The sequence below is a fragment of the Bacteroides sp. genome (assembly GCF_028690125.1).
Taxonomy (GTDB): Bacteria; Bacteroidota; Bacteroidia; order Bacteroidales; family Bacteroidaceae; genus Bacteroides.
Genome location: NZ_JAQVBV010000046.1, coordinates 13,250 through 28,382 on the forward strand (window position 1 = coordinate 13,250; position 15,133 = coordinate 28,382).

The window sequence follows — 15,133 nt, forward strand, 5'->3', positions numbered from 1 at the left end:
ACCGCCCCGTGGTGCGGTCCTCCACCTCCTTAAAATTAATTTAAAAAGGTTTTTAGACCGCTCCCACGGGAGAACGGCTATTCAGGTATTGATTTACTAAGCAGCAGTTCCGATAACTCTGATTTTGCTTCCAGCCTCGCCCATATCCTCGACTTCAATTTGCTGTGGGAACCTTGCTTTCATTCTTGGATCATGTGATATCGCCATAACTCTCATAGTTGGATACCGCTGACTTAATAATTCCAGGGCATCACAATACGCATCTATCCCTTCTGCATCAAGGAACGGAGGTTCATCGACAAACATCATTCCCAGTTGGATTCCTGCGCGTCTAGCCTTCAGATCAGCCAAAGCAAATCCTATCGAAAGGGCAGCTTTGACTTTTTGACCTCCAGACCTACTTCTATATGGCAAACTACCTCTGACATAATCCGTGATCCAGATTTCAAGAGCATTAATCTCTTTTTTATTGCTCTTTTGTATTCGCTCAGTTTTCATCTCCAGCGACATTTTCCCGCCGGTCATTTGAGCCAATATATCATTAGCCATATTTGATAGTTCTGGCACCACTTGACGAACAATGCTGAATGGTATTCCATCAATATCAAATGCTTTCATTAGCACCTGATAATTGGTGGCTAGTATAGCTGTTGGTTCGAGATCCAAAGCTAGTTTAGTGCGTTCTTCTTGGTCTGCAGTAAGATTATCCACCTGTGCCTGCAAGCCCCCTAATACTCCATGTAAGCGATTACAGTTATCCTGCTGTATTTTAAGTGACCGATTTGTATCCGTAATTCCCACCTGGAGTTTAGTTATCCCTATCGTTTCTTCGGTTAGTTTGTCTATTTCGGCCTTAGTCTGGGTTATTACCAGAACCTTTTGAGATACTTGCTCGTTGATTTTCTTGATCATCTCTCCACAGTTCTTTATGGTTTCACGAGCAACCGGTAATTTTTCTTTCCCAGTCGCCCAGTGCTCCAACTGGGGAAGTTTTTCTTCCAAGCTTCTAAGGGGCACTAGTTCTCTTTCACAGTTACCAATCTCTTTCTGAAGACTTTCCATCCTATTCTGTGAACTTGTTATTCTGTTAAGCAAATCAGACTTTTGCATCATAAAGTTTTTTAATAGTTCCGATTTTCCGGACAACTCCACCGCTTTATCAGCCTGCACCCGGAGCTTTGCGACCAATTCTTTAATGTCGCAATGTTTTTGGTAGTCATATCCCAATAATTTCTTTTGCGATTCCAATTCCAGAATTCTGCTTTGAATAGGTTGGTTTTCCGTATTAATTGCTTCAATATCTTTTTGCAGGTCAGAAATCTTGGAATTAGCGGTTTGGGCGTCAAGTAAAAAAACGCAGCGGGCTTTTTGGGAGTCGATGCAATCCGAATTTTTGAGCATTAATGATTTTTTTATACAGGCATCCAGCTCAAGCTGCTTTTGATAGACTAGTACCTCATTATCTTTAAGCTGCTTTTTCAATCCCTCAATTTTTAACATTAGCTCATAATGCGTATTTCCAAGCTTATCAAGGGAGTTTAGTTCCTCGGAGGCCTTTTTGTATTGCTCATCTGCTTTTTGAAGTACTTCCTTCTGACCCAAGTCTTCTTCCAGGCTGGCGATTTTTTTATATATATTATTTAACTCCTTATTTAGACTTGAAGATTCCGATGTAATACGGGTTGACTCGGTTTTAAGATCATTCAGTCTGGGCAGCTTGGCTTTAAGTTGGGTTATTAAAGTCCTTGTTGATTCCAACTCGGTACATTTTTTAATAATTGTTGCTTCAACATCAACGATCTTTTGTGCTGCTTCAACCTGTTCTTGATACTCCAGAATTTGTCGATTATCTTCATCAATTTCTAAGTTGGTATTGTTGAGATTGTTAATTAATTCAGCTTTATGGGCACTTTTAATCTCCAAATCCTTCTGGTTTTCCCGAAGACTTTGCAACTTCTTTTCAAGTCGCTCGGCTTCTTCTTTTACTTCTTTTAACTCTTTCTCGGTTTTACCTAGCTGCTGTTCTAATTCAGGTTTATTTTTCAGCTTATCATCCAAAACATCAATCTTGGTTTTAAGTTTGCCTAAATCTTGATTAACGGCAGTGTATTTAAGCTTTGCCAGTTCCTTTAATTGGTCGTAAAGCCCGAGTCCGAGTATATTACCCAGAACTTCCATTCGTTCAGATAACTCAGCTTCTAAGAAAAGCCCATATGCATCCTGCATGATCATCGCACAAGACCGGAATGTCAATACATCCATCCCCAGCAAGTTATTTATATTTTGCTGCGTATCTTTAACGGTTGTACCGTTGCGGTCTTTCCATTCACCTTGTAATGATTCCTGTAGAGCAAGGGTGATTTTGCCGCTCTTTGTCCGGGTACGAATCACACGCCATAGACTATCTCCCATTGCAAATGCAAAAGTAAGTGAGCCAGATTTCATCCCGTTCGCTATCCAGCCTGTCAGTTCACCTTCACGGGTTTCTTCGTAAAGGCAATCAGAAATAGCATCCATAAAGAACGCGCTTTTCCCAACCCCGTTAGGCCCGTTTACAGTTGCGAATTTGATATCTGCAAATTCAAATGATTCCTGGTAGTATGAACGGTAATTTTTAACTTCCAGACTAACAGGTTCAAATACCCCAGATAGTTTTCCAGTAGGCATTTTGGCTGATATTGTATCAATTAATGGTCTAGCCAGATCCACCAGATCAGGTATCTCTTCTTCTGGAATACCTTCTTCTGCCTGTAACCATGTCACTAAGTTTTCTATTGGCCCATTGGTTTCAGACATACTATTCTTTTGCAGTTCGGCAATAATCTGTACAGGCTTAATTTCCTGAACAAAAAAGGCACCCGCTTGCTTCAAAGCATCCTCAATAGTCTTATGGCTAATCTGTTTCTTTTGCTCATCTGTGCATTGGTAGTGAAACCGAACAATACTGTCACAGACATCCAATTGCGAGTTAAACATATTTAAACTAAGGGATTCATTAACATTAGATACATCTTCAAAGTTAACCGATACGGTCTTAAATGATCTATATGGGGTAGTTATAAACCTCGATATCTCCCCAAGTTCATGAATCCAAAAACCTTTATCCTGGCCTTCTTCATTAAAAGTAATCCCGTTTATTGCTCCACAATAGAAAACTGGTCTTCCACATTCGCCTACTTTTTGTGCTTTATGAATATGACCCAAACAAACAAGGTCATAGGGACTGGCGAATAGGGTTTCTTTAGGAAGAACCACATCATTCTGCATAAATACATGTTCTCCGTTGTCTAATTCACAACCGATAACCGTATAATGAGCTAAAAGGATGGACGGAATAATGGGATTCAACCGATTACTTAGATGCTGGACAATATCCTCCAGCATCAGCGAACACAATCTGTTCTCATCATCCTTATCCATTCCTGGATTAAGAGTACGGAAATGCCCCTTGTCCAGACCAGGAACCCCAGCAATTTGCAAAGGCCCTTTATTTGTTTCAATGGTGAGCAGCTGTGGTTGATCTATTATAATTAGTGAGGGAATCCTCATGGACATTATGTTTATAAAAGCTCTTTTGTTATCATGATTGTCGGTTCCGTACAATACGACGGTTGGTGCAATAGCGGCCAACTTTCTAAGCCACATGGAGATAATATTTATTTCTTTTAGGATTTGATCACCCCATAGCTTGCTCTTATGGAAAAGGTCACCCGCTACAACAATGGCATCCGGTTTTTCTTCTGCTGCTTTAACCACTACAAAGTCCATGCATTTCATAGTGTCAAGCATTCTTGCGTTTTCTCCATCAACCACAGGCCCGGCCATTTCCCCTAAGTGTATATCGCCTGTATGGAAAACTTTCATTTTTTCACCTCTTTCTCCCTTCATCCACTGAAGGATTTCAAGTAACGAGCTTGAAGATAAACTTCAAGCTCGTTTTATTGTTCTAAAATGGGCAATCGTCTGGGATTTCAAACCCACTTTCATTATTGAAATGATGATGTATGTTATTAGCTCCCATAATTTGGTTTACCAGTTTATCCAGGCCAGCTAATATTTGCATCCCGCCCAGGAAATTGTTTGATGCTTTTTCCATTTTGTCAGCGGTACATAAACGGACCTTATACCGGTTTGCCGAAAATGTATCCTTAATATTCTGAAGCCCAATTTCTTCCTGGGCTTTCTGAGTCTCCTTCACCGATAATTCGCTTTTAAGAGCTTGGTATTTTTCGTTATGCTGCAGTCTCTTGTCAGTTTCAGTTTCCCTCGCTTCCGCATTAGAGAAAGCTTTCTTGCTGCCATCAACTGTTTCTGCAGCTACCTCACAAGCTACTGTACGACGTATACTGTCCATCTGTTCTTTTATTCTCGAAATTGTATTTTTAAAATCGAGAATTCGTAGCTCAGATTGCTTAATGAGTTCGGGGGTATTTGTTATCTGATTCATGATATTTTGCATTTACACAACCTCCCTAACTAGCTTTGGAAAATTCCAAGAAAGTGTTCACAGGTCCTTCTTTTCCAGGAATTTCGGATAATACAGCCTCAATTACATCTCCATTCTTAAGCCCAAGATGTTTCACCTGGAGCGCCTGGTTATTCTTCAACCAAACACTTTGGATGTCTCCGGTATCCGTGTTAACCACGGTAAGCTTGGCTATGGGAGCATCATCCTTCGTGAAATCCTTTAAGTCATCCACTCGGAATTTCTCTTTGATGCCTTCGGTTGTTTCCTCGGTTGTTTCCCCGGTTTTTCCCAATTCAATTTCGCGTCTTGCCGCTTCCTTCATCTCATCAAGGGATGCGATGTTTTCTGTCTGGGTTCCCATTCCAAGATAAGTTAACGCGCGGCCTAATGCTGATGTTTCTGCATTTTCCAGCGGGCTTGTTGCATCAACCCCGTTGCCGCCAAAACCAACCGAGGCAGTCCCCGAAGCCTGCTTTACGATCCGGCCTTTAGGATCGAACACTGTTACCTGTTTTTCACAAGCCCATTTAGTTCCGATCTGGGTGTATTTCGCACTGGAAATAACAAAATCGTAACCCTTTTGTTCAGCCCAATCATTTAACATTGCAATTTTGCCCATAACAGTGAAATAGGCAGACTTCAACGGGAGGTACGTTTTTTTGTCAGTTGATACATAACATCCAACATCAAGTAGATCTTTGTCTAGTTCCAGGTCCTTGTTGGATATTTTTGTGCCTCTGTCCATCAACTGGATATAGTGGCGATACTTTTCCGGGATCGCAGCAACAATGGCTGCGTTTTTCTCCTCCTGCAATTTTATTTTTGTCAGGACGTCATCTTTCCAACTCATAACAACACTTCCTTTCTCCCCTCGATGTACGAGGGACCTTATAATATTTTTTCCAAACAAAAAAGACCCCACTTTCGCAGGGTCTTCGATAGTTCACTGTTTGGTACAAATAGGCCGCTTAAAACCTTTGGGCCATACCCAATCTTTATTTTCCTCAATTCCTATTTGTATTTCACGAGTAACCTTGTTAATTGTGCCATCTGCCAAGTCTGCCTGATGAATAATTAAGGCTTCTTTAGTAGATGGTTCTACGGGTGAACCCCATTCAAATTTCCCGTGATGAGAGGCTATTATGTGCAGTAGTTTTCGTGTAGTTTCCCATGGAACATTCAATTCTTTTGTCTTTTCCTGAATCATCAGTATCCCAACAATAATATGATCCAGAAAATGCCCATCATCAGAAACCTCAAAAGAGTTACCTTCCCAATCGTAGGTTCTAATTTTGCCGATATCGTGTAGAATTGCCCCAACTCTTATTAAATCCATATTAATATAATCCGGGTCATTTTCAGCAATATTTAGGGCAAGCTGCAGAACACTGCATGTATGAACCAATAAACCGCCTATATAAACATGATGATGCCCTATTGCAGCCGGTGCTTCAATTATTTCATTTTCCCATGTAACCAAAACAGATGATAATAGGTTTTTCAAGTCTTGATTCATTATCTTATTTTGCTCTGCAAGCAACTTACAAAACAGATCGATTCTGTCTCCTTGGTAAACTGGCAGGAACTCTGCCGGTGAATATTCGTTTTCTGCAGCTATCCGCCATTTTTTAATTGTTAATTGAGGGTTATTATTATATTCACCCAGAATAGCTTGTATTTTAATAACTTCGTTTACCTGTGGAGGCAGGTCTTTATGGTCCCATATTTTACCATATAATTCCTTTTCTCCATCAAAAATCTTCATATCCACGTACTTGCTTCCGTTTCTGGCTACGGAAACATTGGATTGCTTCACAACAACAAAACCAGTAAATGTTTCGCCATTTTTTAGATCTCTAATTCGCATAATCTTCTCCCTCTCTCCCCATAGCAACGGGACTTTTAATACTTAATTTTGATTGCTTGATTTTTACATATTTTGTGATACAATAAAATTGTCTCACATGGTGGGGCGCGGTGGTTTTTAGTTGGGACTACTACAAATCGGAAGCATTAGACTGGCAGGTCTAATGCTTCTTCTTTTTCTTGCAGTGAGAACCCGCAAATTCGGTAGCCGCAGTTAATAATTGGATAATTGCTGTGATTAGTTTCAATCCACGCACCCACGCGGGGCGCGACCTGCAATATTCTCACCCCCCCTCTCGACAACACCAACGCCCCATGTAAGTGTTATTTCCAAGAGAGTTTCGTTAGGGTTAAACCACCAACCCAGAATATATCTATAGGCTCCCGCGAAGGAGCCTATATTTTTTACATTGCGGCTGCCACTTGGTCAGCTGCACCCATATTGAACCTACGTGCCGGTGTAGCAGGTTCAGTATTTTCTTTACCGCCATCATAAATCGGAGTAACCTCATTTTTTCGGAGTTTCCGGCCTGTGCGCTTTTCCTCAACATTTGCTTTAAAAGTTGCTTGTTTTGAAGGACTTGCGCAGAAGGTTTTGAGATTCCTCTCGGTAATTTCTCTGGCTTGGCGCACCTCATCCATGGCTTCACCTATCAAAAGCTCGTATTCTTCGATTATTGACATAACCGATTGGGCTTCCGATTGGAAGCGGCCTTGCGACTTTGACTTTTGCTTCTCAATGTCAGTTGCAAAGGCAATGTTATTCTGTTCTTCTCGCAAGACTTTATTAAGCTTAGACAGAGCAAATGCCACCGCATCGGCAGTGATCTTTTTTCTGGTTTTCTTGGTGGATACCACAGGCAGGGTATCCACGTTGAATATATCGGGTTCAATTTCCTCATTCATGCGTTCTGCCAGTGTTACCAGAGCCTTAAGTGTTTCTTCTCTGGTGGCCGGGATTGTCCAGGCAGATGGTATATTTCTTACGGTGATACCGCAGCTTTCTAGAATCCGCCGGATCATGCCAGCCAATTGCTGGTCTGATACGAGGTCGCATTCTTTACGGTATGCCTCTTGTGCAGCTTCAACTCTTTCGCTGACAAAATCCGGGCAGTCAGTATAATCGTGACCGGCTTGCCAACCGTATCTTACAGAAAACCCTTGCGTTTCCCGGTCGAATTGAATGCGTGCAACCAATCGTCCGTCAGTAGAAGATTGACCCTTTTGATTTACTTTGGTAACTTGTAAATCTCGAACAATCGGGTTTGCGGCTTCGTCGATAAGTACCATAGTAATTTTGTGCTTCATTTTGGCCTCTTTATCCCGAATGTATCCTTTGGGAATATCCGAGCATGCTCTTCGGAAAGAATCTGCCGGGGAGGGCTGATTAGGGGCAAATCCGTTCAATCCCAACTCATTTAATACTGGGATTAACCAATCATACCTTACTCCCTTTTCGCTTTCCTTACGAGCATAGTTAAACCTTGTGCCGATATGTTCGGCAGGTGCTCCAACTATCCCAATAAGGTTTTCACTGCTGAATAATGAACTTTCAACCATCTTTTTCACTCCTTCTCCCCGTTAAAACGGGATTTTAACCTTTAACCGCATTGTCCGCTGATGTGATCATGATTGCTTCGCTATTTCTCTCAGGCCATGTGATAAAAACATCAAAGCCGCAAGAACATGCTATAAATGCCATAGCCGTATTATTATCCTGGTCATCAATAGCAGTAACTTGTAGCGGCTTCTCGCAAATAGGGCAGTTCACACTACCCCTCCTTCCCTTTATTGGGATACGCGAAACCCGTCATACAAACAGGCTTCACAAAACTTTTGCTCCCAATTTAAAGCTTCTTCCCGGCTGGGGTCAGAAAAAACCTCTTTACCGTCAGGCAGGGTTACTAACCACTCTTGACGTTCTACATCGAACTCCACATTGGTGGCCCGGGCTATATTTAGCCTGCCTAAGTCCCGCAAAGGAATGGTATCTGTGTAGAGCCCTTCGATGGAACCGTCTGGGCGGATAAACAATTTAGCCATCGTACTTCACTCCTTCAGTTTGAAGTGGAGCTTCATAGTATTCTGGCTTCTGGGTTTCCACGCCAACTGTTCCCAACGCTTTGAGAAATTTGGTGGCTTCCTCGCAGGAGTTCCCGGTATACCCCTCGGCTTCTACTTTTAAAGAGCCATCTGGAAGGATTTTGACAATTATTTTCTCCATACTGTAAAACCTCCTTCCTAGTAGGGATTGCCGGTTAACTCCAATACCATGGTTCCATCTTCAAGAATGGATTCCATGTATTGCAGGCCCTGTGCTTTAGCAAGTTCTTGTACAGCAAAGCGATTGTACATTTTAGTAAACTTGCTCATTTTGGCTTCTGCAACGGCAGCGTCGGCTTCTGCGTATTTTTTATCGGACCGCAAATCCTCCGATGCCTTCTCTGCGGATGCTAATGTGGTTGGGTCAGCTAAGTATTGGCTTATGTGATCCCACCAGAAATCAGCCGATACTAAATACGAATTGTCGGCTTGTTTTTCAAGCCCTAAATCGTATTCTCCCGGCAACTGAACCACCAGATCGCATTTTTTCTTTTGCCCGTTGTAACCTCTGCAAATTGCATTAGATTTAACAATAAAGCCCAACTCATTTGCAGTTTTTGTTATAGCGGGCTGACTTAGAAATTTGGTTTTAACTGAGAACCAATGTGACATATACCTACCTCCCTCCTCCCGATGAACGAGAGATTTTAATTAATTTTTTGCAACAAAAAAGCGGCTTCATTAGAAAACCGCTTAATTTTGGATTATTTTATTTAATACCTGTATCGTCTGCCCGGTTAATATACTAGTGTCCATATATGGGTATTCTATTAAGGCCGCTTTTGAATACTGTGATACCCAACCATAAAAATACCCTTGCATTGGGTTAAAACCGGGCAATGGTTTCTTTTCTGGACCAAGGTTTAAATTGGTGATAAAAGAATACTTTAAATCAGGATCATTACTGTACGTGCAATTTAACCAACCATGAAAATCCAGCACTACATCAGGGTGTTCTTTTAAAAATAAATTCCTTAATATTTGTGCTTCCGGCGTAGCGAACGGTTGTTCTCCGGTTTTAAAACGAGGTATATTAATATATCCCCAGTTGTAATCGAAGTCTCGGTTTATATCTATTCCTTGAGCGTTACACCGTCCAAAACCATTTTTACTTACACCTAAATAAACACCGTCCGGATTTACACAAGGGAGGATAATTATTCTGGCAAATTTCAATAATTCGGGTTGTTCTGAATACTGCTTAATTACTTGTTCAGCTATTTGTGTCAATATCTTGCCATCGTTATTGTATTGATCCTCAAACCCATGTAGCGCAAATGTGGCTAATATAGTCTTAGTATAATCTGGCGGAGTCATGTAAACTGCTTCGATTGGGCGTTGTTGGTAGCTATTGCCTACGATCTGGCGGGTGATACTTGGTTTGCTAGTACTTAGATAAATATTACTTTCATCCCACCGGACAAAGTAATCTTTTTGATTCGTGATAACCCTAAGTGGAATATTGTTATCAAGATTTTCGCCATTATACTGTGCTTCTCCTAACAATAAATTCGCATCATTAATGGTTATATAATTGCAGTTATCTATAAAAATGCTCTCGATACCAGTATCGACCTGATCGAGATATAGAGCTGGCATTACGGGTTGCGCAAATACGATAACTATAAATGCAACCAAAATAATAACTTTTAAATTCTTCATAAGATCACCTCTCTCTCCCTCTGATAAACAGAGGATTTTAGGATTTCCCCATAATAAAAGTGCCCCGGGTTAGGGGGCACAGCGTTCGACCAGTTTATCTATATTCCAATTATCCCGTTCGCCAAAGAGACGAACACTATAAATCCCAGAATTTGCAAAGTCGGAATGAACCAAGAAGGTATTTTAATATTGGGTATTTTAATTCGTATCACCAAATATTTTGATACCTGCTTTTCCTTAATTTGCTTCTGAAAGGGCTCGCTTACTGTAGCAGTTTTCATAAATTCCCTCCTCTACCCCGGTTTCCCGGGGTTTAATAATCCCCCGGTACACCGGAATAAATAAGGATGTTAACTAGGTACGCGCGTACCTTATAGTTTTAACCTTCTCGTGAAGGCATTCATTTGAGTTTCGGGAGCCACTAACTCTGCTGTAGATGCCAATCTTGCACGGGCTTTACCCCAATCCCGCATAGCCATAATATCCTCTTTCATAGTATCCGAAAGGGGGGAGGTTTCCTCGGCAGCTTCCAGTAATATTTGAGTGTTTATGTCCTCGTTTTTACTAAAGGCACGGAACAGGCCACTTATTATAACCTGTTCGATTTCTGAGCCAGTGTAGCCACTGGTTTCTTTTGCTAATTTTTTGAGGTCGAAATTTTCAACTTCACGATTCCTTCGAGTAATATGAATTTTAAAGATTTCTTCCCTCTCAGCCCGTCCTGGCAAGTCAACGAACCAGAGTTCATCAAATCTTCCTTTTCGGAGTAGCTCAGGGGGCATACCGCCTATATTATTCGCAGTAGCTACTACGAACACAGGAGATTTTGTCTCCTGCATCCAAGAAAGAAATTGCCCGAAAACCCTAGTTGATACTCCCGAATCAGAACTACCTCCTACGCCGGCAAAGAATTTTTCAACCTCATCGATCATTAAAACACAGGGAGCCATGCGCTCGGCGATTTTCAACGCATCTTTCATGCGCTTTTCAGATTCGCCCACAAATTTGTCCAGAACATTACCCATCATCAATAATGGGAATCCCCACTGCTTACTAATAGTTTTTGCAATTAAGGATTTCCCGGTACCTGGAACCCCGAATACAAGGATGCCCTTGGGAAACGGTAGACCAAACTCCCGAGCTTCAGGTGAAAAAGCTTTTCCTCTCTCCCAAAGCCACATTTTAAGTTGGTCTAACCCACCCACTTTAGGCAGATTTTCCGGTTCATATAATTCTAATACACCGGATTTTCTTAATGCTTGGGCTTTTTCTTTTTTTACTTGTGCTACCGCGTCTTGGGTTAAAACCAAATTGTTTTTGGCCAATGCTAAAGCAATTATATTCTCGCTTTCACTTTGCGTTAGCCCTGTGGCAGCCTCAATCATTTGCTGGTAACAGCCGTCTTCTGCTTGGACTTCCCCCATGCTATCAATTGTTTTTTTAATAGCATCTTTATCAGGAAGTTCATAATCTAACAAGATTATTTCCTTCTCTAATTCCGGGGGGATTTCTCCAGACACCGAGATAAAAACCAGTAGCACTCCGTTGGCTTTACAGTAGGGGATTATATCCCGTACTTTCTGTTGTATTGCCGGGTGCTTTAATGGCAGATTGAAATTAAAGAATACTATTACTGAGTCCTCTAATTCTTCAATTGCCATCAAGGTTGTCATCGGATTACTGGGGTCAGCGATTACTTGGTTGTCACCCGATACCAGACCTTTTACGTGGCTCCAATAAGCGAACTTTAGTTCCATCTTATTAGCTACGCCAAGTACATCATCTCTAACTCTCTCCCACTCAGGAGTAGTTACAGATACGGCTGGCACCGCTGCCCGGATACAGGCAGCTAAACTTTCTCTAAACATACTATCCCTCCTCCCTGCGGTATACGCAGGATTTTAATTATTTTTTGACAACAAAAAAAGGCCCTGAAATTAATCAGAGCCTTCTCCCTATCGGATTTTTACTTATGCAACTTTTTTGCCCTTCGTTATTCGAAGGAACTTCTATAAAATATTTCTAACAACTATACATTAACATTCTCTTACTTAGTTTACCAATATAATCTTTGTTTTTATCAAAGAATTATCGACATTGAAACTTAAATAATCATATAGGGAGAGGGTACGCGTGTACCCTCTCTTAAATAGACTATGAAATTTTAACACTTACCCCGAGACACACGGATACCTACTCGAAAACGTTACCTTTTTGTCACCCATTTTTGTTTAGGCAAGAAATTAGTAATGTTTTTGCTTTTATTTATACATTAATTTTATCTTTTTTGTGATTTACTGTACAGAGTTTATTTTAAAATTTGCATTTTAAGTCCTTAAATGGAGTGCTTTAAATATCCTCCTGGCTACTTGTTTTGGTTTATAGTCGATTTTAGTTAGGTGGTTGATAGATTTCATATTCTTCATATGTATTTCGTTTCTTTTTTTCCCTGATTGATGATCGAGGCCGTTCGGGTAGAAACTCATCTTTCAATATTGACTTAGCAATATCCGGATGTGTAACAAGCAGTCCAACAGGGCTAACTACCTTCCCTTCATGTTTTTTATTTTTAAGCGTAATAGCTATTTTAGATACCTCGGCTTGCGTATAACCTTGAAGTATTCCTATAACCCCTGCAGGCAGACTAGTTATTCCACATGACTCAAATATCTCTTTTATGTGGTCAGGGGTTATTTGAGTATTATTTATTACAACATCAACATCTTCATTCTTTTCGTTCAACTCATCAATATCTGGCTTTTTGTTGATGATGTTAGTGTTAGAATTGTTAATGTTGAGACTGTTATTGTTAATGTCCGAAATCTCCGGGTCCGGTTCCACCGGGTCCGGTTTTACCATGTCCGGTATTTTCGGACACGGTATATTACCTTTATCCATGTCCGAAAAATTCGGACATGGTGAATTTGTTGATTTACCGGGCTTTCTGTTTCTATTTATTTTTTCTTTTAATTTTGCCCAAACTGATTCTTCAAAATCTTTTTTCTCCATCATCACAAATGCGGGATAGTGATCGAGAATATAATTATTATTTTCCCATTGACCATTTTGTCCCCTGGTTTTTTCAATTTCTATGATCTGCCAGCATTGTAATTCCCAATTATATTTAGATAAAGTGTCTTTGTTCAATCCCAATTCATGGCATATCAAATTACGACCAGGAAAAGCCGTGTTTTCAGCGCCGGCAAAACTGGCCAGATATGAATAAAGTGCTTTTGCTTTTGTCGTTATGAAAGGATTTCGCATTATGTTCTGAGATATCATTCCATATTTTTGTTTTGATCTTATAAAGTTCTTTTCTTTGTTCATATTAAATAACAGATCCTTTCCTAAGCGTCAGAAATATCGTAAATAATTTGTAGAATAAAAAAGCACTAACATTATCCTCGTTACTACGAAAATAATATTAATGCTCTTAATGTTATACACTACCCAGAACATTAGTTTGGTTAAAAGTTTGGTTAAAAGCAGAATTAAAAAAGAAGGTATTTTAAGTAATTCACTGGGACTAAACAGTATATTTGTTAATTAAGAAAGCCACTAAAATGAATAATTCAGGACAGTTAAGGATACTGCGGAATACTCGTCATCAGTCTCCGGAGCCGGGAGCGGAGGTTCGATTCCTCTCGGGCGTACCATAAGTAATACCGGCACTTTCAATGGTACTGAAAGTGCTATTTTTTTTACTTGACACTAGTTTTGACAGAAGTTTTCATCTATAGATTGTTTTCCTGGATACTTTCGTCCAGAACTACCTTTGGAAGAACACTTCCGATTATACTATTCAATCTTTCCGCACTAGCTGCTTTTGTACGAGCTGTTACATGGCTATAGGTGTTCAATGTAGTACTTGCATCTGCATGACCTAATAATTCCTGGATCGTCTTAATGTTCTCACCTTTTTCCAGTAAAAGAGTAGCAACCGTATGGCGCTTATGGGGAGCTCCCCATAAGCGCCACAGTCTTGCGACTAACATGCTAAAAATGAATATATCCCTGCCCGTTATCAGCACCGTCATGGGACATCAGAGTACAGAAACAACCAAAGTATATTTGTCCATCGATATAGAGAAATTGCGACATTGCCCTCTTCCCATGCCTGAACTGCATTCAGCCCATTTCAGATGGGAGGTGCAATAAATGAACAGACCAGTATTCCATTCTGTTTTTGCAGATGAGATGAATTCCTATCTGGATTACAAAGTGTCTTCGGGCTGCAAGGCTATCAGTTTCTATGTTAATCTGCGTCACTTTGATCGTTTCTGTGTTCAGCAGGGAATTAAAGAGCCGGTATTCACTACAATAGACGCTATAAAATGGATACCGAAAAAGGATACCGAAGCCACTACCACGCATTATTCCCGAATTAATGGAGTCAAACAGTTTCTCATATTCCTCAGCCAGAAAGGCTATGATGTTTTTGTTACCAGGGATATCCGGTTTAAGCCAACAGAATTTCAACCCCATATTTATACAGAATCTGAAATAAGAAGATACTTTCAGGCAGTAGATACATATGAATCTGTCCAAAATCGCAAGGATGCAATCCAATACCCGGTCTTATTCCGCCTGCTGTATTGCTGCGGAACAAGAATTAATGAGACCCTGGGAATACGAAAAAAAGATATAGATTTGGAGAATGGAATTATCAAGCTTTTTGAAGCCAAGAATGACTGCGAGCGCTATATTGTATTGGGGAATGATCTCAGGATGCTCATGAAGCTGTTTAAGGAAAAATGCTTTTATCTGCTGGATGATGAGGACTATATTTTCACCACTTCTAATGGAGGCAGAATGAGTGGGGATGTCATTTATGAGGTACACCGGTTATTCCTCCAGCAGGCTGGAATTCCGTACCTTGGAGGAGGAAAAGGTCCCAGAATTCATGACTGGAGTTATCCAAACTTAAATAAAATCCAAACCTTTTAACGTAAATGTTGATTTCATACATATACACCGATAAAAGGTTTGGATTTTGTTTCATTTTTTTATTGCCCTTACGCCACAAAAATCAAT

15 protein-coding genes are annotated in these 15,133 nt (G+C 40.5%); 2 read left to right on the forward strand and 13 right to left on the reverse strand.

What is annotated here, in order from left to right; all coding sequences use genetic code 11:
- Positions 1–96: 96 nt before the first annotated feature.
- The 13 genes from PHO71_RS21620 to PHO71_RS21680 form a co-directional block, all read right to left on the reverse strand.
- A complete protein-coding gene (locus PHO71_RS21620) occupies positions 97–3,888 on the reverse strand; it encodes a metallophosphoesterase (RefSeq protein WP_300207416.1) in 3,792 nt (1,263 codons plus the stop codon).
- A 58-nt stretch (positions 3,889–3,946) separates the two neighbouring features.
- Positions 3,947–4,447 carry a hypothetical protein gene (locus PHO71_RS21625; RefSeq protein WP_300207419.1) on the reverse strand — a complete coding sequence of 167 codons (501 nt, stop codon included), beginning with the start codon at positions 4,445–4,447 and terminating at the stop codon, positions 3,947–3,949.
- Between the two features lie 25 nt (positions 4,448–4,472).
- A complete protein-coding gene (locus tag PHO71_RS21630; protein ID WP_300207421.1) occupies positions 4,473–5,318 on the reverse strand; it encodes a hypothetical protein in 846 nt (281 codons plus the stop codon).
- 93 nt (positions 5,319–5,411) lie between these two features.
- Positions 5,412–6,335 carry an HD domain-containing protein gene (locus tag PHO71_RS21635; protein ID WP_300207423.1) on the reverse strand — a complete coding sequence of 308 codons (924 nt, stop codon included), beginning with the start codon at positions 6,333–6,335 and terminating at the stop codon, positions 5,412–5,414.
- Between the two features lie 404 nt (positions 6,336–6,739).
- Positions 6,740–7,894, reverse strand: coding sequence for a DUF6744 family protein (locus PHO71_RS21640; RefSeq protein WP_367279922.1), 1,155 nt, complete (start codon positions 7,892–7,894; stop codon positions 6,740–6,742).
- 34 nt (positions 7,895–7,928) lie between these two features.
- On the reverse strand, positions 7,929–8,105 hold the full coding sequence (locus PHO71_RS21645) for a hypothetical protein (protein WP_300207427.1): 177 nt from the start codon (positions 8,103–8,105) through the stop codon (positions 7,929–7,931).
- Positions 8,106–8,122: 17 nt separating this feature from the next.
- Entirely contained in the window at positions 8,123–8,377 is a 255-nt protein-coding gene (locus PHO71_RS21650) for a hypothetical protein (protein WP_300207430.1), read from the reverse strand.
- Positions 8,370–8,558: a DUF2997 domain-containing protein gene (locus PHO71_RS21655; RefSeq protein WP_300207432.1), complete on the reverse strand. Its 189-nt coding sequence runs from the start codon at positions 8,556–8,558 to the stop codon at positions 8,370–8,372. Before PHO71_RS21655 ends, PHO71_RS21650 begins: the two co-directional genes overlap by 8 nt.
- Before the next feature lie 17 nt (positions 8,559–8,575).
- Positions 8,576–9,049 (reverse strand): DUF1257 domain-containing protein, encoded by a 474-nt coding sequence (locus PHO71_RS21660; protein ID WP_300207434.1) that lies wholly within the window; start codon positions 9,047–9,049, stop codon positions 8,576–8,578.
- A gap of 81 nt (positions 9,050–9,130) precedes the next feature.
- Entirely contained in the window at positions 9,131–10,099 is a 969-nt protein-coding gene (locus PHO71_RS21665; protein ID WP_300207436.1) for a M14 family zinc carboxypeptidase, read from the reverse strand.
- Between the two features lie 371 nt (positions 10,100–10,470).
- The gene (locus PHO71_RS21670) at positions 10,471–11,967 is read right to left on the reverse strand and encodes an AAA family ATPase (protein WP_300207438.1); all 1,497 of its coding nucleotides are present in this window, start codon (positions 11,965–11,967) and stop codon (positions 10,471–10,473) included.
- 523 nt (positions 11,968–12,490) lie between these two features.
- Complete coding sequence (locus PHO71_RS21675) at positions 12,491–13,426, reverse strand: helix-turn-helix domain-containing protein (RefSeq protein WP_300207440.1); 936 nt, start codon at positions 13,424–13,426, stop codon at positions 12,491–12,493.
- Positions 13,427–13,833: 407 nt separating this feature from the next.
- Positions 13,834–14,094, reverse strand: coding sequence for a tyrosine-type recombinase/integrase (locus tag PHO71_RS21680; protein ID WP_300207443.1), 261 nt, complete (start codon positions 14,092–14,094; stop codon positions 13,834–13,836).
- 7 nt (positions 14,095–14,101) lie between these two features.
- Here PHO71_RS21680 and PHO71_RS21685 point away from each other — a divergent pair, with 7 nt between their 5' ends.
- Both PHO71_RS21685 and PHO71_RS21690 read left to right on the forward strand, forming a co-directional pair.
- Entirely contained in the window at positions 14,102–14,257 is a 156-nt protein-coding gene (locus tag PHO71_RS21685) for a hypothetical protein (RefSeq protein ID WP_300207446.1), read from the forward strand.
- Positions 14,258–15,046, forward strand: coding sequence for a tyrosine-type recombinase/integrase (locus PHO71_RS21690; RefSeq protein ID WP_300207449.1), 789 nt, complete (start codon positions 14,258–14,260; stop codon positions 15,044–15,046).
- Positions 15,047–15,133 lie beyond the last annotated feature (87 nt).